The 23,726-nt window shown below is 69.5% G+C and carries 21 protein-coding genes and 1 pseudogene; 9 read left to right on the top strand and 13 right to left on the bottom strand.

The window, feature by feature from the left end:
• Nucleotides 1-283: 283 nt before the first annotated feature.
• Nucleotides 284-1,531 (top strand): MFS transporter, encoded by a 1,248-nt coding sequence (locus BLR04_RS17440; RefSeq protein WP_090765839.1) that lies wholly within the window; start codon nucleotides 284-286, stop codon nucleotides 1,529-1,531.
• Here BLR04_RS17440 and BLR04_RS17435 read toward each other — a convergent pair.
• The 6 genes from BLR04_RS17435 to BLR04_RS17410 all read right to left on the bottom strand — a co-directional run bounded on the left by BLR04_RS17435 (nucleotide 1,521) and on the right by BLR04_RS17410 (nucleotide 6,788).
• Nucleotides 1,521-1,916, bottom strand: coding sequence for a carboxymuconolactone decarboxylase family protein (locus tag BLR04_RS17435; protein ID WP_090765836.1), 396 nt, complete (start codon nucleotides 1,914-1,916; stop codon nucleotides 1,521-1,523). The genes BLR04_RS17440 and BLR04_RS17435 overlap by 11 nt on opposite strands.
• Nucleotides 1,913-2,293, bottom strand: a complete 381-nt coding sequence (locus BLR04_RS17430; RefSeq protein WP_342672283.1) for a MerR family transcriptional regulator — start codon at nucleotides 2,291-2,293, stop codon at nucleotides 1,913-1,915. Before BLR04_RS17430 ends, BLR04_RS17435 begins: the two co-directional genes overlap by 4 nt.
• A gap of 132 nt (nucleotides 2,294-2,425) precedes the next feature.
• Nucleotides 2,426-3,580, bottom strand: coding sequence for a glycerophosphodiester phosphodiesterase (locus tag BLR04_RS17425; protein ID WP_090765829.1), 1,155 nt, complete (start codon nucleotides 3,578-3,580; stop codon nucleotides 2,426-2,428).
• 153 nt (nucleotides 3,581-3,733) lie between these two features.
• A complete protein-coding gene (locus BLR04_RS17420) occupies nucleotides 3,734-5,368 on the bottom strand; it encodes an AMP-binding protein (protein WP_090765826.1) in 1,635 nt (544 codons plus the stop codon).
• Nucleotides 5,369-5,409: 41 nt separating this feature from the next.
• Nucleotides 5,410-6,309 (bottom strand): acyl-CoA thioesterase, encoded by a 900-nt coding sequence (locus BLR04_RS17415; RefSeq protein ID WP_090765823.1) that lies wholly within the window; start codon nucleotides 6,307-6,309, stop codon nucleotides 5,410-5,412.
• A complete protein-coding gene (locus BLR04_RS17410; protein WP_090765820.1) occupies nucleotides 6,306-6,788 on the bottom strand; it encodes a cupin domain-containing protein in 483 nt (160 codons plus the stop codon). The genes BLR04_RS17415 and BLR04_RS17410 overlap by 4 nt, the downstream gene beginning before the upstream one ends.
• A 176-nt stretch (nucleotides 6,789-6,964) precedes the next feature.
• Here BLR04_RS17410 and BLR04_RS17405 point away from each other — a divergent pair, with 176 nt between their 5' ends.
• Nucleotides 6,965-9,319: a bifunctional salicylyl-CoA 5-hydroxylase/oxidoreductase gene (locus tag BLR04_RS17405; RefSeq protein ID WP_090765817.1), complete on the top strand. Its 2,355-nt coding sequence runs from the start codon at nucleotides 6,965-6,967 to the stop codon at nucleotides 9,317-9,319.
• Between the two features lie 38 nt (nucleotides 9,320-9,357).
• Here the strand turns inward: BLR04_RS17405 and BLR04_RS17400 are convergent, their stop codons facing one another.
• A complete protein-coding gene (locus BLR04_RS17400) occupies nucleotides 9,358-9,768 on the bottom strand; it encodes a RidA family protein (RefSeq protein WP_090765814.1) in 411 nt (136 codons plus the stop codon).
• Nucleotides 9,769-9,856: 88 nt separating this feature from the next.
• Here BLR04_RS17400 and BLR04_RS17395 point away from each other — a divergent pair, with 88 nt between their 5' ends.
• The gene (locus BLR04_RS17395) at nucleotides 9,857-10,663 is read left to right on the top strand and encodes a fumarylacetoacetate hydrolase family protein (RefSeq protein WP_090765811.1); all 807 of its coding nucleotides are present in this window, start codon (nucleotides 9,857-9,859) and stop codon (nucleotides 10,661-10,663) included.
• Between the two features lie 65 nt (nucleotides 10,664-10,728).
• On the top strand, nucleotides 10,729-11,607 hold the full coding sequence (locus BLR04_RS17390) for a PaaX family transcriptional regulator (protein ID WP_245740307.1): 879 nt from the start codon (nucleotides 10,729-10,731) through the stop codon (nucleotides 11,605-11,607).
• A 148-nt stretch (nucleotides 11,608-11,755) separates the two neighbouring features.
• Here BLR04_RS17390 and BLR04_RS17385 read toward each other — a convergent pair whose 3' ends face one another.
• Together BLR04_RS17385 and BLR04_RS39730 are read right to left on the bottom strand one after the other, a co-directional pair.
• Entirely contained in the window at nucleotides 11,756-12,415 is a 660-nt protein-coding gene (locus BLR04_RS17385) for a DUF6461 domain-containing protein (RefSeq protein WP_090765808.1), read from the bottom strand.
• 608 nt (nucleotides 12,416-13,023) lie between these two features.
• On the bottom strand, nucleotides 13,024-14,559 hold the full coding sequence (locus tag BLR04_RS39730; RefSeq protein ID WP_143022074.1) for a hypothetical protein: 1,536 nt from the start codon (nucleotides 14,557-14,559) through the stop codon (nucleotides 13,024-13,026).
• Between the two features lie 772 nt (nucleotides 14,560-15,331).
• Here BLR04_RS39730 and BLR04_RS17380 point away from each other — a divergent pair.
• Nucleotides 15,332-15,530, top strand: a pseudogene (locus BLR04_RS17380) (IS5/IS1182 family transposase); the annotation flags it as partial.
• Nucleotides 15,531-15,610: 80 nt separating this feature from the next.
• Here BLR04_RS17380 and clpX read toward each other — a convergent pair.
• Together clpX and BLR04_RS17370 are read right to left on the bottom strand one after the other, a co-directional pair.
• The gene (gene clpX / locus BLR04_RS17375) at nucleotides 15,611-16,861 is read right to left on the bottom strand and encodes an ATP-dependent Clp protease ATP-binding subunit ClpX (RefSeq protein WP_090765806.1); all 1,251 of its coding nucleotides are present in this window, start codon (nucleotides 16,859-16,861) and stop codon (nucleotides 15,611-15,613) included.
• Nucleotides 16,858-18,066 carry a cytochrome P450 family protein gene (locus BLR04_RS17370; protein ID WP_245740306.1) on the bottom strand — a complete coding sequence of 403 codons (1,209 nt, stop codon included), beginning with the start codon at nucleotides 18,064-18,066 and terminating at the stop codon, nucleotides 16,858-16,860. Before BLR04_RS17370 ends, clpX begins: the two co-directional genes overlap by 4 nt.
• 51 nt (nucleotides 18,067-18,117) lie before the next feature.
• Between BLR04_RS17370 and BLR04_RS17365 the strand changes: the two genes are divergently transcribed.
• Nucleotides 18,118-19,218, top strand: a complete 1,101-nt coding sequence (locus BLR04_RS17365) for a TetR/AcrR family transcriptional regulator (protein ID WP_090765801.1) — start codon at nucleotides 18,118-18,120, stop codon at nucleotides 19,216-19,218.
• A gap of 54 nt (nucleotides 19,219-19,272) precedes the next feature.
• Here the strand turns inward: BLR04_RS17365 and BLR04_RS17360 are convergent, their stop codons facing one another.
• A complete protein-coding gene (locus BLR04_RS17360) occupies nucleotides 19,273-19,791 on the bottom strand; it encodes an FBP domain-containing protein (RefSeq protein ID WP_090765796.1) in 519 nt (172 codons plus the stop codon).
• 242 nt (nucleotides 19,792-20,033) lie between these two features.
• On the opposite strand from BLR04_RS17360, the gene BLR04_RS17355 reads away from it, so the two are divergent.
• The 3 genes from BLR04_RS17355 (at nucleotide 20,034) to BLR04_RS17345 (ending at nucleotide 23,132) form a co-directional block, all read left to right on the top strand.
• A complete protein-coding gene (locus BLR04_RS17355; protein ID WP_176903137.1) occupies nucleotides 20,034-21,095 on the top strand; it encodes a Glu/Leu/Phe/Val dehydrogenase dimerization domain-containing protein in 1,062 nt (353 codons plus the stop codon).
• 67 nt (nucleotides 21,096-21,162) lie between these two features.
• Nucleotides 21,163-21,810, top strand: coding sequence for a class I SAM-dependent methyltransferase (locus BLR04_RS17350; protein ID WP_090765791.1), 648 nt, complete (start codon nucleotides 21,163-21,165; stop codon nucleotides 21,808-21,810).
• Nucleotides 21,811-21,929: 119 nt separating this feature from the next.
• The gene (locus tag BLR04_RS17345; protein ID WP_176903136.1) at nucleotides 21,930-23,132 is read left to right on the top strand and encodes an FAD-dependent monooxygenase; all 1,203 of its coding nucleotides are present in this window, start codon (nucleotides 21,930-21,932) and stop codon (nucleotides 23,130-23,132) included.
• Between the two features lie 147 nt (nucleotides 23,133-23,279).
• Here the strand turns inward: BLR04_RS17345 and BLR04_RS17340 are convergent, their stop codons facing one another.
• Entirely contained in the window at nucleotides 23,280-23,714 is a 435-nt protein-coding gene (locus BLR04_RS17340; protein WP_090765788.1) for a hypothetical protein, read from the bottom strand.
• Nucleotides 23,715-23,726: the final 12 nt, after the last annotated feature.

Here is a 23,726-nt window from a genome sequence, read left to right as displayed (position 1 = left end):
CCTGCTGACATGGGCGACCTCCCTCGCTCGGGTGCGACCGACCCTGCGGTACAACGTGCGGACACCTGTCCGAAACTGGTTTCATTCCTCGCACATCGGACTCTTGACACGCGTGCGAGCGCGGATCATGCTGAGGCCAGCCCGCTAGCGACCGCTGTACGGACGAATGTCCGCCATAGTGCGGCGGTCCCGTGCCGGCGGCCCGGCCTCCGAACGCGCGGCGTGGCTGAGCGCACGCGCGGCGCGGCTGGGCGCACCCCCCTCCAGCACAGAGGAGCGCTGAATGAGCAGCACCACCGGGCAGTCCCCGGGCGAGACCTCCCCCACGACGCTCACCAAGACCTCGATCGCGATCGGCTTCGCGGTCCTGTGCGCCTCGTACATGCTGAACGCGATGGACCGGCAGATCTTCTACCCGCTGCTGCCCGAGATCCGTACCGAGCTGGGCTTCTCCCTCGAACAGGGCGGACTGCTCGCCACCGGGTTCACCCTTGGTCTCGCGCTCGCCGGGCCGCCGGCCGGCTACCTGGCCGACCGGCTCTCCCGCAAGGCGATCATCCTCGTCAGCGTGCTCGTGTACTCCCTCGGCACCCTCGCGATCCCCCTGGCCGTCGGGTTCGCGGACATGAGCGCCTACCGGCTGGTGTCCGGGATCGGCGAGGGCGTCCAGGCCACCGCCCTGTACGCGGTGATCGGCGCGTTCTTCTTCCACCGGCGCGCGCTGGCCGCGGGTGTCGTCGGTGTGGCGTTCGGCCTCGGCGTCTTCCTCGGCCCGCTCGTCGGCTCCGAACTCGCCACCGGCTGGGGGACGTGGCGGGCGCCGTTCTTCGTGTTCGCCGCCGCGGGCCTGGTCATGAGCCTGATCATCGCGGCCACCGTGTCGCGCACCATGACCGAAGCCGTCACCGGCACCGGCGGCGCGCCCGGCGCGGTGTCGTACGAGCACGTGCCGGCGTCCCCGTACAACCGCAACACGCTCGGCGTCGGGATCGCCTGCGCGGTGTCCGGGCTGGTGTTCTACGGCTACCTCGGGCTCTACCCCACGTTCCTGCGCGAGGCGCTCGGCTTCGCCCCCGACCAGGCGGCCTTCGCGGTGTCCATGGGCGGACTCGGCGCCATGATGGCCCTGCCGGCCGGCTGGCTCGGCGACCGGATGAACCAGGCCCGCCTGCTGATGCTCGCCATGGCGGCGACCGCCGTGACCGCGTACCTGATGTACCGGGTCTCCACGACGCCGTCGGAGCAGTACCTGCTGTCCTTCCTCATGGGGACGTTCGCCAGCGGGTTCCTGTTCACGAACTGCTCGACCGCCATGCAGCGCGCCGTCCGCCCGGAGCACGTCGGACGCGGCGCCGGGCTGTTCATCCTCACCTACTACGTGGCCGCCGCCTTCTCGGGGCTGCTGTTCGCCCGCCTGGTGGGCTCGCTCGGCTGGGACGGCGCCGGCCTGTGGCAGCTCACCCTCCTGCCGGCCGTCGGCATCGCCGGGCTGCTCCTGGTCGACCCGTCGAAGATGGTCGTCAGGAAGTGACCGGCAGCAGCCCGCGTTCGGCGAAGACCTTCTTCGCGACGAACATCGCGTTCAACGACCGCGGGATGCCGCAGTAGACGGCGGTGTGCAGCAGCGCCTCGGTCACCTCGGTCGGGGTGAGCCCGACGTTCAGCGCGGCGTTGACGTGCACGTCGAGCTGGGGTTCGCAGCCGCCCAACGCGGTGAGCGCGCCCAGGGTGACCAGCTGCCGGTCGCGCGGGGGCAGTTCCTCGCGGGAGTACATCGTGCCGAAGGCCCAGGAGACGATCTGCTCGGCGAGCGCGGGCGAGATGTCGGCCAGGGAGTCGACGACCCTCTGGCCGGCCTCGCCGTCGATCCGGCGCAGCGTCTCCAGCCCCTGGGCGTACGTGTCGTCGTGGTTCATGAGTCCTCCAGCAGACCCTCGTAGTGGTCGATCTTGTCGTCCAGCGCGCGGCCGTTCGCCTCCAGGTCACGGATCCGCCGGGTGAGGGCGGCACGGTGCTCGCGCAACATGGCCAGCCGCTCGGCCGTGGTGGAGTCGCCGCCGCGCCGCAGCTCCGCGAAGCGCTGCATGTCGGCGATCGACATGCCGGTGTCGCGCAGCCGCAGCGCGAAGTCGATCCAGTCCAGGTCGGCGGCGGCATAGCGGCGCCGTCCTGAGGCGGACCTGCCGACGGCGTCGATCAGCCCGGCCTTCTCGTAGTAGCGCAGGGTGTCGCGCGAGAGTCCCGTGCGTTCCGCCACTTCGGTGATGGTGAGTGTTGCCGCAGGTAGCGGCATTGCGCTGGCCATGCGGAGAACTCTAGAAGTTGGAGTGCACTCCACCGCAAACCCGGACGGTTCTCGGTGGAGTGCCAGTCGGCGCGTGCTGGAAGCGCCCCTCCCCCTCGCGAGGATTCCGACAGCCGGCGATCAGCGGCCGTGACCGTTCCCGTGACCGTTCCCGTGACCGTTCCCGTGACCGTTCCCGTGACCGTTCCCGTGACCGTTCCCGTGACCGTTCCCGTGGTCGTTGCCCTTGAGGGTGTACGGCTTGGGGAGGGCGTAGCCGCGGTCGGCCATGACCTTGCGGAGCACGTCCGGGTAGTTGGTGATGATGCCGTCCACGCCGGCGTCGATCATGGCGTTCATCGTCGCCGCGTCGTCGGCCGTCCACGGGATGACCTTGATGCCCAGGCTGTGCGCCTCGTCCACGAGCTGCTTGGTGACGTACGGACGGTAGCCGGCGTCGTTCACGCCGGCGCCCTCCGGGGTGCCCGGCGTCGGGGAGAACGCGGTCGCGCCGAAGGACTTGACGGCCTTCAGCGGGTCGCCGCCGAAGTCGGCCAGGTTCAGCCCGCCGAGCCACACCTCGGTGCCCGGCACTCCGTCGTACTGCGGGTTGGTCAGCGCGACCAGCGGCAGCCTGGGCTCGATCTCGTGCATCCGCATGAGTGCGCCCCAGTCGAAGCTCTGGATGGTGACCTGGTCGAGCATGCCCGCCTTGCGGATCTCGTTGGCGACCGCCTGGACGAACTGCTCGCGCGGCGCGGTCTCGCTCGGCGCGCCCGCCTCGACCTTGGTCTCGACGTTCATCATGACGTCTTTGGCGTGGTAGCGCTTGACCAGGTCGAAGACCTCGCTCAGCAGCGCCATCCGGGCGCCGGGTGCGGCCTGCTGCCCGGGGAACTCAGGGAGCGTCTGGGAGCCGCAGTCCATCGTCCTGATCTGCTTGAGGGTGAGCTCGTGGATCAGCTTGCCCGCGTACGGGTACTCGGGGTCGTCACGGAAGGCGGGCGCGGTGTCCTTGCACTTACGGCCGTCGATGCGGCGGTCGTGGGTGACGACGACCTTGCCGTCCTCGGTGATCTGGGAGTCCAGCTCCAGGGTGGTGACGCCGAGCTCGAGCGCCCTGGCGAAGGCGGGGATCGTGGACTCCGCGGTCAGCCCGATGCCGCCGCGGTGCGCCTGCAGGTCCAGTGCCGGCTTCGGGTGGTGGCCGTGGGCGGCGTCCGCCGAGGCCGTTCCCTGCGCCGTCAGAGCGGCGGCGAGCGCCGCGATCGCCGCGACCTTGTGCCGTGTACGCATGTGCCCGTTTTCTCCCTAATAGGTGTGGTCTTTGACCACGAGAACAACGGACAAGAGTGACCTAAAGGGACTACTGGTACACGTACACCAGTTGATCGTCAGGCGAAGCCTGGGTGACGCCCGCACCGCGCGGGCGTCACCCCAGCCCACACGTCACGACGGTTCCTGGACGAGCTCGCGCAGTCTGAAGTGCTGCAGCTTGCCGCTCACGTTGCGGGGCAGCGAGTCGCAGAAGCGGACGTCGCGCGGATACTTGTACGGCGCCAGAACCCGCTTGACGTGCTCCTGGATCTCTTTCACCTTGGCATCGTCGCCGGTTACACCCGGGCGCAGGACCACGAAGGCGCAGACGACCGAGCCGCGTTCCGGGTCGGGCCGGCCGACGACGCCCGACTCGACCACGTCGGGGTGGGTGTCGATGGCCGCCTCCACCTCGGGGCCGCCGATGTTGTACCCCGACGAGACGATCATGTTGTCGGTACGCGACTGGTAGTGGAAGTAGCCGTCCTCGTCCCTGGTGAAGACGTCGCCCGTGATGTTCCAGCCGCCCAGCACGTAGTTCCGCTGGCGCGCGTCGTCGAGGTAGCGGCAGCCGACCGGGCCGATGACGCCCAGCAGTCCGGGCCGGCCGGGGCCGAGCTCGGAGCCGTCCACGTCGAGGATCGCGGCCCGGTATCCCGGCACCGGCCTGCCCGTGGCGCCGGGACGGATCTCGTCGCCGGCCGCGGAGATGAAGATGTGCAGCATCTCGGTGGCGCCGATGCCGTCCACGACCCTGAGACCGAGCCCGTCACGTAACCGCTCCCACGTCTCGCGCGGCAGGTGCTCGCCGGCCGACACGCCGGTCCGCAGCCCGGCGAGCCGGTGTTCGGCGCCCTCGCGCAGGATCGCCTTGTACGCCGTGGGCGCCGTGGCGAGCACGGTCACGCCTTCGCGTTCGACGATCTCGGCGAGCTGCAACGGCGTGGCCGCCTCGGTCAGCAGGACGCAGGCGCCGGCCCGCAGCGGGAAGACGACGAGCATGCCGAGGCCGAAGGTGAAGGCGAAGGGGGCCGAGCAGGCGACCACGTCGTCCTGGGCCAGCTTCAGCACGTGACGGCCGAAGGTGTTGTCGATGGACAGGATGTCGCGGTGGAAGTGCATGGTGATCTTCGGCACGCCTGTGCTGCCGGAGGTCGGTCCGAGCAGCGCCACGTCGTCGGCGGCCGTGCGCACGTCGGTGAACTCGCCGGACTTGGCGGCGGCCCTGGCGACGAGGTCGCCGGGGGTCGTGCCGCCGTACTCGACGATCGTCAGCGACGGCAGCGCGGCGTCGCGGACAGCGCGCATCTCGTCGGCGAAGCGGTGGTCGACCAGCGCGATCGAGGGCAGCGTCCGCTCGGCGATCGGGGTGAGCTCGCGGGCGCGCAGGGCGGCCATCGTGGTGACGACGACGCCGCCGGCCTTCAGCACGCCGAGCCACGCGGCGACGGTCCAGGGGTTGTTGGGCGAGCGCAGCATCACCCGCTGCCCCGGCACCAGGCCGAGGTCCTCGGTCAGCACCTGGGCGACCTGGTTGGCGCGCCGGCGCAGCTCGCCGTACGTCCAGGTCTCCCCGAAGGGGGTGCGCAGGGCGGGCCGGTCGGCGCCGTAGGTGGCGACGGCGACGTCGATGAGCTCCGTGGCGGCGTTGAGGTGGGTCGGGTACCGCAGCTCAGGGGTGGTGAACTCGAGGGTGGGCCAGAGCCGCGCCGCGGGCAGGTGGTCGCGCGTGAACGTGTCGACGTGCGCTGAGGCTGAAGGGGACAACGCAGAAGTCCTTCCGGGAACCGCCGAGGGGGTGCGGCGGATCAGGTGGTGCGGATCAGGCCCTCCTGGACGACGGTGGCCAGGTGACGGTGGTCGCGGGTGAAGAAACGGCCGGTGCCGAGACCGCGGCCGGTGTCGGCGGCGACGGCCTCCTGGACGTACAGCAGCCAGTCGCCGACCGGGCCGGGACGGTGGAACCACATCGCGTGGTCGAGGCTGGCGGTGACCAGCCCGGGTTCGGCCCAGGGCAGGCCCAGCACGCGGAGCACCGGCTCCAGGATCGTGTAGTCGCAGACGTAGGCGAGCGCGGCCTGGTCGCGCTGCGCGTCGCTGAGCCCCTCGACGCTGCGCAGGGGGTCGAACGGCTTGATCCACACCGCCTGGTGCGGCAGCTGCTTGCCCTCGACGGTGAGGTAGACCGGGCCGGGCACGTGCCGCATGTCGAAGCCGCGGCCCGTCGACCAGTAGCCCTTCGACTCCTCGGTCATCGTGCCGCCTTCGCGCCCGTCGAGGTACGCCGCCGAGCTGGGCAGCTCCTCGGGATCGGGGAAGAGGTCGGCCGGTTCCGCGGCGAAGCTCGCGCCCGGCTCCCCTGCGGCGAAGCTCGCGAGGCAGACGTAGACCGGCTTGCCGTGCTGGTAGGCGCGTACCTGGCGGCTGCTGTAGCCGCGGCCGTCGCGCAGGAGCTCCACCTCGTACCGCACGTCCGCGCCGATGTCGGCCGGGCGCATGAAGTAGCTGTGCATCGAGTGCAGCGTCTTGCCGTCGGCCACCGACCGCATCGCGGCCGCCGCCGCCTGGGCGACCAGGTCGCCGCCGTACGCCTTCGGCCACGGGCAGGGCTGTGTGGTGGCGGTGAAGGCGAGGTCGAAGTGCTCGGGCTCGGCGGGCGTCAGGGTGACCGCCGCCGTGAAGACCTCAGAGGTCGGCCGGGCCGTCATCGGTCGAGCCAGTCGCGCAGGTCGGCGTCGGCGACGTCGGGCAGGTTGACCACGATGTTCTCGGGGGTGCGGGTGGTCATCCACACCAGGGGCTTGCTGCGCGACAGGTTGCACTCGACGTGCGGCATGAACGGCGGCACGAACACCCAGTCGCCCTCCTCCATGTCGACGTAGTCCTCGAACTTCTCGCCGAAGTAGATGCGCGCCCGGCCGGACAGGACGTAGCCGCCGGTCTCGGCCTCGCCGTGGTGGTGGGACACCGAGCGGAAGCCGGGTTCGTTGCTCACCTTGCCGAACCACAGCCTGGTGGCCGGGGTGTGCTGGATGCTGACCCCCGCGACCCGGAGCGCGCCGCCGGAGTCGGCGGTGTTCGCGCTCTCGCCGCCGCCGCGGGTCACGACCGGAGCGACCAGACCGCTGGGCAGTCGATACATCGAGTTGTCGCCCTCGAGGCGGTACTTGCTGAAGTCGGGCTCCACGGGTCGGCTCCGTTTCGGTCGGGACTCGGGCGAGCGTGACCCCGCCATGGAATGTCTCGTATTTTTCACGACCGTCACAGTATGTCAATAGGCTGGATGTCATTACGCTTCGTTGACGATCGTTCGATATGCGCGATACTTTGAGGCCGGTTTCATCATGACAGGAGGAGGACGGCGTGCGGATCGCGGTCATCGGAGGCGGCCCCGGCGGGCTGTACTTCTCGGTCCTGGCCAAGCAACTGGGCCCCGAGCACGACATCACCGTCTGGGAGCGCAACGCCCACGACGACACCTTCGGATTCGGGGTGGTGTTCTCCGACGAGACCCTCGGCGGCATCGAGCACGCCGACCCCGCCGTCCACCGCCTGATGGAGGCGGAGTTCGCCCGCTGGGACGACATCGACGTCCACTATCGCGGACAGGTGCTCACCAGCGGCGGTCACGGCTTCGCCGCGCTGAGCCGCAGGCGTCTGCTGGAGATCCTCCAGCAGCGCTGCCGCGACCTCGGCGTCACGGTGCACTTCCGCGCCGAGGCGCCCGACGTGGCGCAGCTCGCCGCCACCCACGACCTCGTGGTCGCGGCCGACGGGCTCAACTCGGCCGTGCGCGCGAAGTACGCCGACTCCTTCCGGCCGACCCTGGAGCAGCGCTCCTGCAGGTACATGTGGCTCGGCACCGACAAGGTGTTCGACGCCTTCAAGTTCTACGTCCTCGAGACCCCGTACGGTGTGATGCAGGGGCACGGCTACCCCTTCGACGCCCACGGCAGCACCTTCATCGCCGAGATGCACGAGGACGTCTGGCGCAGGGCCGGCTTCGACTCCCTGGCCGGGCCCCTCGCCCCCGGCGAGTCCGACGAGCGGTCGATCGAGCGGGTGAAGGAGCTGTTCGCCGCCGAGCTCGGCGACTCCTCGCTGCTCGCCAACAACAGCAAGTGGATCAGCTTCACGACCGTCCGCAACGACAGCTGGCGGCACGAGAACATCGTCCTGCTCGGCGACGCCGCCCACACCGCCCACTTCTCCATCGGCTCGGGCACCAAGCTGGCCATGGAGGACGCGCTCAGCCTGGCCGCCTGCCTGCACGAACGGCCCACGTTGGACGAGGCGCTCACCGCGTACGAGAGCGAACGCAAGTCCGTCGTGCTGTCCACGCAGCGCGCGGCGCAGGCGAGCCTGGAGTGGTTCGAGAACCTCGGCCAGTACGTCGGCCAGGCCCCCGAGCAGTTCGCGTTCAACATCATGACGCGCAGCCGCCGCGTCACCTACGACAACCTCAAGCTGCGCGACCCCGAGTTCGTCGCCCGCGTCGACGCCTGGTTCGCCGGTCAGCAGCCGGCCCGCGACGGCGACGGGCCCGCGACGCCGCCGATGTTCCACCCGTTCCGGCTCGGCGAGCTCGACCTCGCCAACCGGGTCGTGGTGTCGGCGATGGACATGTACCGGGCGGTCGACGGCCTCCCCGACGACTTCCACCTCGTGCATCTGGGCGGGAAGGCGCTGGGCGGCGCCGGGCTGGTCATGACCGAGATGGTGTGCGTGTCGGAGACCGGCCGCATCACCCCCGGCTGCGCCGGCATCTGGAACCGCGAGCAGACCGCCGCCTGGCGCCGGGTCACCGACTTCGTGCACCGCGAGAGCCAGGCGAAGATCGGCATCCAGCTGGGCCACTCCGGCCGCAAGGGCTCGACCCGCCTGATGTGGGAGGGCATCGACCGGCCGCTCCCCGACGGCAATTGGGAGCTCGTCGCGCCGTCCGCCCTGCCGTACCGGGAAGGGGTCAACCAGACGCCGCGCGAGCTCACCCCGGACGAGATGGAGCTCATCAAGGAGCAGTTCGTCGAGGCGGCGCGCAACGCCGACGACGCCGGCTTCGACCTGCTGGAGCTGCACTGCGCGCACGGCTACCTGCTGTCGTCGTTCATCTCCCCGATCAGCAACCACCGCACGGACATCTACGGCGGCAGCCTGCGCAACCGCCTGCGCTACCCCCTCGAGGTCTTCGCGGCGATCCGCGCGGCCTGGCCCGCGCACAAGCCCCTCACCGTACGGATCTCGGCCACCGACTGGATGGAGGACGGCGTCACCGCCGACGACGCGGTCGAGATCGCCCGTGCCTTCGCCGGCGCCGGCGCCGCCGCGATCGACGTCTCGACCGGCCAGGTCAGCCCGCTGGAGAAGCCGGCCTTCGGCCGCTCCTACCAGACCCCGTACGCCGACAGGATCCGTAACCTGGCCGGCATCCCGACGATCGCGGTCGGCGTGATCTCGTCGTACGACGACGTCAACTCGATCCTGCTCGCCGGGCGCGCCGACCTGTGCGCGCTGGGCCGGGTCCACCTCTACGACCCGAACTGGACGCTGCACGCCGCCGCCGAGCAGTCGTACGACGGCCCGGGATCGATCTGGCCCGACCCGTGGCGCGCCGGCCGGCGCAAGCCGCAGACGGGACGCACCGACGGCCCGAAGCCGCGCCTGCAGCTGATCCGCGAGGGCGAGCCCACCAGCCGTCACGTGCGCTGGCGGCCGTGACCGCAAGAAGGGGCGGACTCGCGTCCGCCCCTTCTTCGTCAGACCTTCAGCCGCTCCGGCGGGATCACGGCGGTGCCCATGATCTCGATCATGGCCTCGGGCTGCCAGAGCCGCGTGCACCCGATGCCCGCCATCGCCGGGTAGACCGGCCCCGCGAGCTCCCGCCACACCGCGCCGATCTCCTTGCCGTGCGCCTGGTAGTCCTCGACGTCGGTCAGGTAGATGGTGATGCTGACCAGGTCGTCCGGCTCTCCCCCGGCTTCGCGCAACGTGGTCAGCACGTTGCCGAACGCCTGGCGGAACTGCTCGACGATGCCGCCCTCGACGATGCGCATGTCGGCGTCCAGCGCGGTCTGGCCGCCCAGGTAGAGCGTGTTGCCGTGCAGCGTGCCGTGCGAGTAGCCGCTGGGCTTGGGCAGGCTCGCGGGGTTGACGGCGACGGGCTTCATGGGGAGCTCCTCTCGACTTCTTAGCATATTGACAATATCTGACGATCGTGAAAAATACGATACATTCGAGCCTGCCGAGGAGTCGCTGATGAAGCTGTCCACCATGTCCAGGGGAGAGGGCACGAGCACCGCCGCGGTCCTCGTGGACGGCCTCTGGCGACGCCTGCCCGCCCCTGACGTGGGCGCCTGGCTGCAGTCGGGCCAGGACGCCGAGCCGGGCGAGCCGCTGACCGGCTGGCGTCCGGTCAACCCGCTGCCGTCGCCGGGCAAGGTGGTCTGCTGCGGGCTCAACTACGCCGACCACATCACCGAGACCGGCCGCGACCTGCCCACGCACCCGACGCTGTTCGCCAAGTACGCCGACACGCTGATCGGGCCCGACGACGACATCGTCGCGCCGGACGACGTGGCCCTCGACTGGGAGGCCGAGCTCGCCGTCGTCGTCGGCCGCCCGATCCACCGGGCCGGCCGCGACGAGGCGAGCGCCGCCATCGCCGGTTACACCGTCGCCAACGACATCTCCGTACGCGACTGGCAGCGCCGCACGCTGCAGTGGTTCCAGGGCAAGGCGTGGGACCGCACCACGCCGGTCGGCCCGGTCGTGGTGACGCCCGACGAGCTCGACCCCGCCGCGGGCGTCGCGATCAGCTGCCGCGTCAACGGCGAGGTCGTCCAGAGCGCCGACACCCGTACGCTGGTCTTCGACTGCGCGGCGCTGCTCTCCTACATCTCCACCTTCACCTTGCTGCGGCCGGGCGACCTCGTCCTCACCGGCACGCCCGGCGGCGTCGGCATGGCCATGGACCCGCCGCGCTTCCTCGCCGACGGCGACCTCGTCGAGACCGAGATCGACGGCATCGGCGTGCTGCGCAACCGTGTGCGCCTGCTCGCCTGAGCTGCCGCGAGCCGGGATGTGAAGATCTCTGGCTATCATGACGGCGGCTGATTTCGGGTGACCGCGTGTCATCGGGCGCGCACGAGCACGGAGGGGTGCACGGCATGGCGGACGAGGACGACCTCACCGGACGCGGCCGGCAGCCGCGCGCGCTCATCGTCACCGTGTACGGGCTCTACGCCCGCGAGGGCGGCGGCTGGATGAGCATCGCGGCGCTCATCCGGATGCTCGCCCAGTGCGGGGTGGACGCGCCCTCGGTGCGGTCGGCGATCTTCCGTCTCAAGCGCCGCGGCCTGCTGACCTCGGCCAAGGCGGACGGCGTCGCGGGCTACGCGCTGTCGGAGGAGGCGTACCAGATCCTGCGCGAAGGCGACCGGCGCATCTTCGAGCGACGGCGGGCCACCACCGACGAGGGCTGGCTGCTGGCCGTCTTCAGCGTGCCGGAGACCGAGCGCGACAAGCGGCACCAGCTGCGCTCGCGGCTGTCGTGGCTCGGGTTCGGGACGGTCGCCGCCGGCGTCTGGATCGCCCCCGCCCACCTGCTCGACGAGACGCACGACGCCCTGGAACGCCACGGCCTGAGCACGTACGTCAACCTCTTCGAGGTGCGGCACGTCGCCTACGCCGACGTCGCCGAGCAGGTCGCCGCCTGGTGGGACCTGACCCGCCTCCAGGCGCTCCACCAGGAGTTCCTCGACCGCTACGAGCCGATCCTGGAGGGCTACCGCGCCCGCGACAGCATCGACCCCGCCCAGGCGTTCACCGACTACGTCGCCGCCCTGACCGACTGGCGCCGCCTCCCCTACTCCGACCCGGGGCTGCCCCTGGAGGTGCTCCCCGACGACTGGAACGGCGTACGCGCCGCCGACATCTTCTTCGAACTCCACGAACGCCTCGCCAAACCCGCCCACCACTTCGCCGAGTCAGCCCTACGCGGCACCTGACCGGGCCGCGCGCGGGGCTCGGCCGCGTGCAGAGGCAGAGCACCTACGGAGGCCCGGCCGTGCGGAGACCTGGTCACGTGCGGAGGTCCGGCCGTGCGAAAGCCCCGCCATGTAAGGCCCGGCCGGGAGAGGTCTCCGGTGGAGCCGGTCACCATTCCGCCATCGTGCCCACGAGCATCGGGCGGTCGAGCAGGTCGGGTGTGAACGGCACTCCGGTCACCTTCGCCGCCAGGGCGAAAGCCCTCGCCACGGAGTTGGGCCAGTTGGCCTCCCACGAGGCGTCCCACGCCGCCTTGTCAGTGGGCACGTCGAGCCCCATGCCCAGCTCGCGCATGAACCCGTTGAACTGGTCGGGGTCGGCGCCGCCACGGTGGTACGGGTGCCCCAACAGGTAGCCGGTGACGATCGTGCCGTCGACGGCGTACTCGAAGGAGTGTTCGGCGGCGTAGTCGTGGCGAGTGACCGCCACCACCTCACAGCCCTTCGACAGCTCCCCCAGAACCTCATGGTCGGTGGCCATCCAGCCCCGGGGCTCGACGGCCACCGACCACTCGCCGACCCGGAAGACGCCCACGTGGCCGCCGCCGCTCCCGCCGTCCGTCTCCTCGACGAAGTCGAGGGCCTTTTCGTCGAGGACCTCGTAGCCGGACTCGACGCCGGAGTCGTCGCCACGGCTGAAGCGGCGCACCACCTCGGCCGGGTCGAGCCCGCGGAAGAAGGCCACGCTGTAGATCACACCCAGGATGCCGCCGCCCGTGATCTCGGGCACGTCGAGCCACAGGAACGGGGCCAAGGGATCTGTCGTCATGCGGGCCATGGTGGCAAGCCGCACCGACAGAATCGCGGCTGAATCTAAAGCTTCTGGTGGTGACGGATGGATTGTGGTGATCAACGTCTACCAGGAGCTCTGCCACGTCATCAGGCGAACGCCCCACCCGCGATCATGCTGTGATCAGCACCCGCCAGCGGCGGATGAAAAGGGGTTATGATTCACTCCGTTTGAAGCGACCCTGACGACTGCACGAGCCACCGATTTTGCCGCACGGTGATTACTTTCGCCGCCGACGATTCGTTGATCACGACAAGAAGAGGCCAAGAACCTCTGCGGCTCCTCCCGCTACAGGGAGGACGGTCGCTGCACGGTTGCTGATACGCCGCAAGGCATCCTGAATCCTTCCGGTGTCGGGATTCGCCTCTCGGAGTTCTGCCTGCACCTCCTCAGCATCTCGGCGAACCAGCCTGGCTTCTGCGGGGGGAAGTTCTTCCTCATGCTTGATCACAAGACGGACGAGTCGATCCACCGCCTGCTGTGCGGGGTGCTGAGCGAGGTGGCCTGACTGGACAACCGGCCCCTGGTTCCCGATCGCCGTCTGGTTCCCGAAGCTACTGCCGGAGATATTAATTCCTGCGTCACGCTTAGGTTCCTGCGCCACTTTGCCCTCCTGATGGACTTTGAGGTCGTGCGGAGCTCTGATTCACTGGCCCGGCATTTCCGATCGCTACCTGGTCACCGAACTGGCTGTCATAAATATTGATAGACGTGGTAGTGATGATTGAGGAAGCCTGCTGGCGGAAGCTCTCCGTGTTCACACCTTTACACTGAAGGAAGTCGACTACAGCCTCGGTCAATCTCTGGCTAATGATTTTGGTGTACTTGAATGCATCCAATCGCTGGGTGAAGGAAAGCTCATCGTGCGCACCAAGCTCCCGGACGCTCTTGTGGGCGCCGTAGTCATACATGACCTGAAAGCGGGGAACATGCACAATCGCATGAAAATTCAAACCACCCAAAAGAACTGATATAAACCGTACCGGAGCTCCTAACAAAACCCCAAAGAAAGAGCGCAGCGGCGTAACCGGAATCTTGACGATATAGGCCAGCGGCCCTCTCGGCATCTGATCGACAACATGGAACTCTGGTCGGACAGGCGGGAGCACGGTCGACACGAATTCGGTATAAAGCATCCGACCTTCTACCGCCAAGTGGATGAATGCAGAGATCACCACCTCTTGGTCCTCCTCGGCGGCGATCTGGCGGCCGGTCGCATCGGTGACACCACCTCGCTCTGAACCGACCATGACCAATCGATAGTGGCGAAGTCCTGCCTGTGGGTGGCGAATGAGCGCGTTCACGGCTTCATCAGACGCCACTGAATAAGGTAGCCAGCAGCGCTGGTCCACAAGGGACTGCGACTTGCTCTCACGACTTGAAGCACCGGGTCTAGCGATCAGTCCTCGAGCGATCACGTGGTGGTGAGTAGTCAGGCCGCGAATACTTTCCGATTCGTTCCTGACTTGATCGCGCATACTTTCCAAGCGTTTCGTGACGAAGGCATGCAGCTCGACCGGATCAATATCTATAGGCTCCTCGACGCGTCCTTCTCCTCCTTGGCGATCCAGCTCTGCACTTATCGACCAAACACGCGCAACCGGTCCCGCCCCAAGGAAAGCCGGGTCGTCCGGGAGCATATTGAAAGGCGATCGAATAAATTGGCGAGCATAATCGTCATCGTCATCGCCCGATTCGCTCTTCGTGGAATAAAGCGTGATATTTCCATGTTGCGCTGCAGACAAGTACAGAATCCGCCGGCGAGCGCGCCGACCATAGACTTTAGGAAGTCGCACTGACTTACCCGCCCGCAGGTGCCAACTGATAGTTCGTACGAGGACTATGCGGAACGCAACCAACACGGCCACGGAGAGCACGCCGTAGACGCTAGCCCCGGCGCCGAATATCACACCTCCCGTTTCAACAGCTCTCCACACCGTGCCGTGCAGATCCACAGCAAGCCCAACACTTTCCCCAACTTGCAGTACAGACCAGGCGATAATCACAACAAGAGCAGCTACGGCCACGATGTAAGCTCCCATGCGCTTTCCGTTGGATAACTTCCTGATCAGCTTCGGCACGGGCGGCGTAACAAGTAGAAAGAGCACCAGCAGCAGCACCACGGATAGCGGCTCAAGCATTAGACCGCCGACCAGGGCGATCGCGAGGAGAAGGTCCCGAACGGCCATAATCCGCCGTGCGCGTAAGCAGTGTCGTAGGACCGGCTCAATATCCAACCGTCCAGGGACCGAGCCACTGCTCGATGGGGATCTGTGAGTAGTTCCTCCAGAACCTGCTCTCGAAACTTCCCGTCGAGATAAGCGGCGGCGCTCAGATATCGTGTCACCGCCCTGAGCACAAATCGTGACTGCTTCTCTTCCCTGTTCCTGTTAGGGTGAGCAAAGAGCGGCTCCCTAGCTTCTTCTGAAGGCTCCACCAACACTGACCGCTCCATCCCTCGCCAGGGTCTCACACGAACGCATTCAGCCGAATGCTAAATAGCGTCCACCGCTCTGGCAATGGCTTCGATCGAGGTACTTCGAAACATCAGGTATAGGCCTCCTGCCAAGGATGCCGGCTGCTCGTCATCGCAGGACGGCCACAGCGATCATGCCGTACCTCGAAAGCCATCTGAAGGCGGGAGCCACGGCCATAAGCGGCGAACGCGGTCGCAGCGTTCGAGAAGCCGGAGCCTGACCCGTCCGCGCCTTGCGAACCTTGCCGGAATGCCCGCGCCTGGTCGTTCGCCAGCTCTGCTGTCGTTTGGTTTATGGCCATAGAGAGTGACCCCTTTTCATCCGCCGCTGGCGGGGGCTGATCACCGCATGATCGCGGGTGGGGCGTTGGCCTGATGACGTGGCAGAGCTCCTGGTAAACGGGTTGATCACCGGCCCGGTCATCACGCCGTACAAGGGCAAGAACAAGCCCGAGCCACAGAAGCGGGCCAACCGATCACACGCCCGTCTGCGCGGTCCGGGTCGCCCAGCTCAAGACCTGGCGCATCCTGCGCAAGCTCCGCTGCTGCCCGCTCAAGACCGGGCACCTGTGCAAGGCCATCGCCGTCCTGCAGAACTACGAAGTCGCCCGAGGATGAGATGAGCTCAGTCTTCACAAACCGATCTTGGACGCGCTTCGCTGTGCCCGCAGATGATCAGCGAACTTCGCGTCCACGATCTAGGCCGACTTCTCGTGGTGGGACGGGCCGGGGTGGGCGCGGGGGACGAGGGTGGGGTTGACGTTGTCGAGTACCGTGCGGCGGGTGATCACGACGCGGGACACGTCGTCGCGGCCCGGGATCTCGTACATGACGTCGCGCAGCACCTCCTCCAGGATCGCGCGGGCGGCCCGCGCGCCCGTGCGGCGCAGCAGTGCCTGCTCGGCGACGGCCGCCACCGCGTCCTGCTCGAAGACCAGCTCCACGCCGTCGAGCTCCAGCAGCCTGCGGTACTGCTCGGTCAGCGCGTTGCGCGGCTCGGTGAGGATGCGGACGAGCGCGTCCCGGTCGAGCGGACGCAGCGCCGCCACGACCGGCAGGCGGCCGACGAACTCGGGGATCAGCCCGTACGCCAGCAGGTCCTGCGGCATGACGTGCGCCGGCAGGTCGCCGTCCCGTGAGCCGAGCGTGGCCCCGAAGCCCGCTCCCCGGTGCGCCACCCGCCGCTCGACGATCTCCTCCAGCCCGGCGAACGCGCCACCCGCGATGAACAGCACGTTGGTCGTGTCGAACTGGAGGAACTCCTGGTTCGGCTGCTTCCTGCCGCCCTGCGGCGCGACGTTGGCGACGGTGCCCTCGAGGATTTTCAGCAGCGCCTGCTGCACGCCCTCGCCTGAGACGTCACGGGTGACGGACGGGTGGTCGCGGCCCTTGCGAGCGATCTTGTCGATCTCGTCGATGTAGACGATGCCGGTCCCGGCCTTCGCGAGGTCGCCGCCGGCCGCCCGGACGAGCCCGAGCAGCATGGTCTCGACGTCCTCGCCGACGTACCCTGCCTCGGTGAGCGCGGTGGCGTCGGCGACCGCGAACGGCACGTCGAGCAGCCGGGCGAGCGTCCGCACCAGGTACGTCTTGCCGCTGCCGGTCGGCCCGACGAGCAGGATGTTGGACTTGCCCAGCTCGACGGGATCGTCCTCCTTCACCGGACGGCGGACGCGCTTGTAGTGGTTGTGGACGGCCACCGACAGCGCGCGCTTGGCCTCGTCCTGGCCGATCACGTACTGGTCGAGGAAGGCGTGGATCTCGCGCGGCCGCGGGAGGTCGGCGGCCGGGCGGGGCGCGGCCGCGTCCTCCTCGGCCATGAGTTCCTTGCACACCGCCACGCACTCGTCGCAGATGCAGACGGACGCCGGCCCCGCGATGAGCCGGCGCACCTCGTCCTGGGCCTTGTCGCAGAACGAGCAGCGCGGCTCGCCGTGCCTGGCGCTCATGACCGCAGCGTGACGGGCAGGGACGCCACCCGCAGCGTCCCTGGGTCGGGCAGGTACGGCGTCTCCCCCGCCGGCGCGAGGCCGGGGAACCGGCGCAGCAGCGCGCCGAGCGCCACCCCTGTCTCGACGCGCGCCAGCGACGCACCCACGCAGAAGTGCGGCCCGTGCCCGAACCCCAGGTGCGGCGCCGGTTCCCGGGTGATGTCGAACGTGTCGGGGTCGGCGAACACCCGCGGGTCGCGGTTGGCCCCCGCCGTCGTGACGGTCACGGGCTGACCGGGCGGGATGGTCACGCCGCCGATCTCGACGTCCTCGCGCGGGAAGCGCGGGACGGTGAGCAGCGCGGGGGCGCACCAGCGCAGGAGCTCCTCGACGGCGCGCGGCATGAGCCCGGGGTCGGCGCGCAGCGCGGCGAGCTGCCCGGGATGGGCGAACAGGGTGACGACGGCGTTGGCGATGAGGTTCGTGGGCGTCTGCCCGGCCAGGACGAGATGCCAGACGAGGGTGACGAGCTCGTCGTCGGAGAGGCGGTCGCCGTCCTCCTCCATGAGGCCGAGCAGGCTGGAGATCAGGTCGTCGCCCGGCTCTGACCTGGCCTTCTCGACGGCGGCCCGGGCGCCCTCCATGATCGCCGGGATGGCGTCGCGGAACCCGTCGCCGTGGCCGGCGGCGACGGCGGCGCCGTACTCGCGCCAGCGCGGACGGTCCTCGGCGGGGATGCCGACGAGCTCGCAGATCACCTCCATCGGCAGCGGGCGCGCGAAGTGCGCGAGCAGGTCGACGGAGTCCCCGTCCGGGAGCTCGTCGAGGAGGCGGTCGACGATCGCCTCGATGCGGGGCGCGAACGCGGCGGCCCGGCGCGGGGTGAACGCGGGCGCCACGAGCCTGCGCAGGCGGGCGTGCTCGGCGCCGTTCATCTCGGACATCGTGCGCATGTAGCGCAGGCAGTGCTCCGGCACGTCGGGACGCATGAAGCTGCTCTCGTTGATCTCCAGGCGCGGGTCGGCCAGCGTCGCGCGCGCCTCCTCGTGCCGCGTCACCGCCCAGAACGGGCCGAACCCGGGCGCCACCAGCCGCGCCACGGGCGACTGCTCCCGGGCCCGCGCGTACGCCGCGGGCAGGTCTCCCAGCACCGCCGGGTCGGTCAGGTCGATCTCGGGGACGTCGCCCATGGCCTGCTCCGTAATTTCGGATGATCTCATCATTTGAATGTTGACGGTATCCTGGATTTCACCCGCACGGCAACGAGGAGGACGATGGCCCGGCTCAGCAGGGCGGAGGCACAGGAGCGGAACCGCGCGAAGGTCCTGGCGGCGGCCAGGGACGAGTTCGCCAGGAGCGGATTCCGTGACGCCAAGATCGACGTCATCGCCGACCGCGCCGAGCTCACGCGCGGGGCGGTCTACTCCAACTTCCCGAGCAAGCGGGCGCTCTACTTCGCCGTGCTGGCCGACCTGGCCGAGCGCGCCCCGGTAAACCCGCCCGCCGAACCGGCGCTCACCGTACGCGAGGCGCTGCGCGAGGTGGCGCGCGCGTGGGTGACCCGGCTGCCGCTCGCCACCGAGGACGGGCGCGCGCCCAGCCGGCTCGGCGTCGACGTGATCCCCGAGATCCTCGCCGACGAGCTCACCCAGAAGCCGTACGCGCAGCTCATGAAGCTCAACGCGGTGCTGCTGGGGCTCGCCCTGGAGAAGCTGCGCCCGCCCAGGGAACCCGGCGGGCGTCTGGTGCGGATCGCCGAGGCCGCGCTGACCGTGCTGCAGGGAGCCGGGCAGCTCGCCGCCGCGGCGCCGGGGTTCGTCGACCCGTTCGACGTCATCCGCGTGTGCGAGGGGCTCGCCGACCTCGACGCGGGCGACCCCTGGTTCGTCGCGCCCATGATTCCGGACGTACGCGCGACCGACGAGCCATGGACGCCTCCCGAGGCTGTCGACGCGGTCACCGGCGAGCCCGCGCGCCCGACCCGCGACGGGGTCGTGGCGGTGCTGGGGCTGCATCGGCTGTCGGCCGCGGAGGAGGCCGTGCGCGCCGCGCCTCCCGGCACCGAGATCACGGTCGTTGTGGTGACGGGCAGCCCTGACGAACTGTTCCCGCTGGCCCGGCTGGTGGTGGCCGCGACGGCCACCTGCCTGCGGCAGGCGTTCCCCCGCCCGGCCTGGCCACGACTGCGGGTGGTCTACGACGAGTCGGGGGCGATGGCGGCGGCCGCCGGTGTGCCCGAGAGCGGCGACATGACGGAGGTGGCCGTCCGGGTCGTGTCGGGCAGGTCGGTGCTGCGTGCGGAGGGCTTCGGCGCCTGCCACGCCGCCGCCTCCAGGACGGTGGAGCCGCCTGAGGACGGTGAGGCGTCCAGGTGACGAGCGACGCTCAGGCCAGGCCCCCGGAGTTCGGACCCTGGTGGGCGTCGCCTGCTACAGCGGAGCGCCGGCCAGGGTGTCGTCGAGGACCCGGTCCAGGAAGGCGTCCAGGTTGGCGACCGCGCGCGCGACGCGATCCTCGACGGTGAGCGACTCGAACCGTTCGCCCGGCTCGGCCTGTCGCCTGCCGCGCACGTAGAGGGAACACGCCAGGTCGGAGCACATGTACACGCCCACCGTGTTGCCCTGACGTCCGGCGGCGCCGACCCGGGGCGCGGCGAACAGGGCGACGCCGGTGCCGGGGTGCTGGGTCACGCACACCGAGCACAGGGTGGACTTGGTGAAGCTCCTGCGGACGTCCTGGGCGGGACGGAGGGAGACGCCGACGAGGCCGCCGTCGCGCTCGGCCACCAGGTAGGCGCGTTCGGGCGCCCCCGGATCGCGCCAGCCGAGGAAGTCGAGGTCGGGCCAGGGCGTGCGGGCCAGGTCACGCGGGAGGCCGAGCCTGCGCGCCTCGCCCTTCGAGCAGTTGACGAAGGAACCACGGATGTCGCGCTCGGTGATCGGATTCATGCTTCTTCCTCTGGTACGGGGTGGTGGGGGGACATGGGGCCCGTGCGCGGCGAGGCGGCCGGCTCCGTAGCCACGGGCGCGCTCCCCAATCCTAGGGATACTAGGTCCAAACCTAGGACGCCTAGGTTTGCGAAGGCAACCATGTTTCTCGACGGTTCCGCCATGGACACGTGGCCGGTTCGCGTCGAGATTGGTCGGCAGGCGTGGTCATCACATGGCCGGCGGACATGAGGAGTGCGCACATGAGGATCGTCGAACTCGCCTCGGTGGAGGGGCACATCGCCTTCGACCTGGACTGCCCGACGAGCGCGGGCGGCACGCGCCTCGCCCCCGACGTCACCCCCGGCGAGGCCGGGCTGCTGGCGCGGGCGATGACGTACAAGCTGGCCGTGCTCGGCGAGCGGATCGGCGGCGCCAAAGCGGTGCTGCGGGCCGACGCCGAGCACCGCGCGGACACCGTGGCCCGCTACTGCGCGGAGATCACTCCGCTGGTCAAGGAGGGCGTCTTCCTCACGTCCTCGGACCTCGGCACGCGGACGCAGGACTTCGCTCCGCTGCCCGGTTACCGTACCGACTCGGTGATGCACCAGGAGGTCGGCGGGGAACTGGTCGACACCGTGGTGACCGGCCTGGGGGTGGTCGCCGCCGCGGAGACCGCGCTCGGCGGCCTGGACGGGCGGACGATCGCGGTGGAGGGCTTCGGCAAGGTCGGTGGCGCCGTCGCGCGGGAGGCCGTGCTGCGGGGCGCGCGCGTCGTCGCCCTGTCGACCCTGCACGGCTGCGTGACCGACCCCTCCGGGCTGGACGTCGCCGCGCTCGAAGAGCTGCGCGCCGAGCACGGCGACGCCTGCGTGAGCCGGCTCGGCCTGCCGGTGCTGCCGGCCGCGGCGCTGTACGAGGTGGCGGCCGACGTGCTGGTGCCCGGCGCGCGGACCGGCACCCTGAGCGCCTCGCGCACCGCTTCGGTACGCGCCCGCGTGGTCGCCCCGGCGGCGAACGTGCCGTACACGGCGGACGGGCTGCGCGTGCTTCGGGAGCGAGGCGTGATGACGCTGGCCGACTTCGTCTGCGGCGCCGGCGCCACGATCGGCTACGTGGCCGAACAGTCACGCAGGATCTCCGACGCGGTGTCGGCGCGCGCCCTGGTCGAGGAACGCGTCACCCAGCTGACCGCCCTGGCGCTGGAACATCCCGACGGCCCGTACGCGGGCTCGTGCGCCGTGGCGGAGGACTTCCTGGCGACCTGGCGCGACGTGGGCGGCCTCCCCGACGGCCCGCCCCTCGCACCCGAGCCGACGCGGTAGGGGCCGGTGGGCAAGCCGGCGCGATGACCGATCACCTCCGCCACCCGATGAGCTACAGTCGTCCGCCATGGCCGAAACCTCCCCCTACCTGACCGAGACGGCGGCCGCCTACGACGCCGTCGCCCAGCTGTACACGGACTTCACCCGTGGCTCGCTCGACCGCCTGCCCGTCGATCGTGCGATCCTCGCCGTGTTCGCCGAACTCGTACGGACCGACGGGCCGCGGCCCGTCGCCGAGGCGGGCTGCGGTCCCGGGCACATGACGGCGCACCTGCGCGATCTCGGGCTGGACGCCTTCGGCATCGACCTGTCCCCCGCGCTGATCGACATCGCCCGCCGGGAGCATCCCGGCCTGCGTTTCGAACTCGGCTCGATGACCGCCATGGACATGGCCGACGGCGAGCTGGGCGGCCTGCTCTCCTGGTACTCCCTGATCCACGTGCCGCCGTCGGAGCTGCCGCCGTACTTCGCCGAGTTCCGCCGGGTGATCGCCCCGGGCGGCCACCTCCTGCTCGGCTTCTTCGAGTCGGAAGGCGATCCGGTGCAGCCGTTCGACCACAGGGTCACCACGGCCTATCGGTGGCCGATCGATGCCCTGGCCGACCTGGCCCGCGGGGAGGAGTTCGTCGAGGTGGCCCGGATGCTGCGCGAACCGCTGGAGGACGAACGGTTCCGCCGTGGCCACCTGCTGATGCGCCGCGTCCGGACGTCATAGAGCACCGCTGACCTGCACATCCGGACGGACCACGCGTGTCGGATCACCCGGGAGGATGACCTCGATCGACTACCATCAGTAGCCGATCATGTGCCTGAGGTCATCAACCGGGAGTTCCTGTGAAGGTCGCCTGCGTCGGCGGCGGACCCGCCAGCCTGTACTTCTCCATCCTGATGAAGCTGCGGGACCCGTCCCATGACATCACCGTGTACGAGCGGAACCCGGCCGGGGCGACGTACGGCTGGGGGGTGACCTATTGGGGCGGGCTGCTCGACAAACTCCGGGCCGGTGACCCGGAGTCGGCCAGGGCGATCAGCGAGGAGTCGGTCCGGTGGAGCGACGGCGTCGCGCACATCCGCGGCGCCACCACGGTCCACCCCGGCGACCAGGGGCACGGCATCGGCCGGCGGCGGCTGCTGCAGATCCTCGGCGTGCGGGCGGCGTCCCTCGGTGTACGCCTGGAGTACCGCAACGGAATCGCCGGCCGCAGCAACCTGCCCGACACCGACCTGGTCGTGGCCGGCGACGGGGTGAACAGCGTGCTGCGGCGCGACCACGTCGACCACTTCGGCACCCGGATCACGCACGGCCGCAACAAGTACATCTGGCTCGGCACGACCAAGGTCTTCGACTCGTTCACCTTCGCCTTCGTGGAGACCGCGCACGGCTGGATCTGGTGCTACGGCTACGGGTTCAGCGACGGGCACAGCACGTGCGTCATCGAGTGCTCCCCGGAGACCTGGACGGGCCTCGGCCTCGACCGGGCATCCGAGTCGGACGGTCTCGCCCTGCTGGAGCGGCTGTTCGCCGAACCGCTCGACGGCCACCCGCTGATCGGCCGCTCGACGAGCGACGGCGCCGCGCAGTGGCTCAACTTCCGTACGCTGACCAACCGGACCTGGCACCGCGACAACCTCGTGCTGATCGGCGACGCGGCGCACACCACGCACTACTCCATCGGCGCCGGCACCACACTCGCCCTGGAGGACGCCATCACCCTGGCCCGTACGCTGCACGAGCACGCCCGCCTCGACGACGCCCTCACCGCGTACGGACGGGAGCGCAGGGCGGAGATCCTGTCGCTGCAGAGCGCCGCCCGCTACAGCGCCCAGTGGTACGAGAACCTGCCCCGCTACGTCGACCTGCCGCCGGCGCAGATGTTCGCGCTGCTCGGCCAGCGGCACTCGCCGCTGCTCCCGCACGTGCCGCCGCGCCTGTACTACCGGCTCGACCAGGCGGCGGGCAGCCTGGAGTCGCTGCGCGCGTTCAAGCGCTGGCTAGGCCCCAAGCTCGCCCGCACCCTGCACGCCCGCCGCAGCTGATCTCACGCCGTCCGCTCCTCCCTCGCTGCCGGAAGGACCCCAGCACCAGACCTGCAGCACCATGCGATCGATCACCTTGAGCGCCAGGCGGACCGTGGCCCTGAAGGATCACCGTCGCCTTCGCAGGCACTTTCGCATGGGTGGAAATCACTGGTCGGTCGAACCTTTTCTCGCCGCCTGCAACTTCCCCGTGGCGACGAACTCGACCGCGACCTGGTACAAACTGGTGATCGTCTCGCCACCCTCGAGGCCGTCACGGAACTGCTTACGCACTTTCGTGACGGGGAAGACCGTGCTGCCGTCCGGGAGGAGCACGCCCCACCCTCTGTCCTGGTCCAGCTTGTGCCACCTGCCGCCCGTGGCGGAGGCGATGCACGCCCCGAGGAACGAGCCGAGCACGCCCACCAGCCCGCTGGCCTGCTCCAGATCGAAGTCAGGCCGGCAACGCTGACGCTCGATGAACCCCTCGACCCACTCGACGGACTCTTCGTTGAGCCCGAACTCCACATCGCTCAACGGCCCGAGCTGGTCAAGGGCGAACCGAACGTTCGCCTCGATCTGCTGCAGTTCCTGTTCGCTCATCCGGGAATGTTG

The organism is Nonomuraea maritima (assembly GCF_900100395.1).
GTDB lineage: Bacteria > Actinomycetota > Actinomycetes > Streptosporangiales > Streptosporangiaceae > Nonomuraea > Nonomuraea maritima.
Note: the sequence above shows the minus strand (reverse complement) of the source record. Positions and strands in the feature narration are given on the sequence as shown.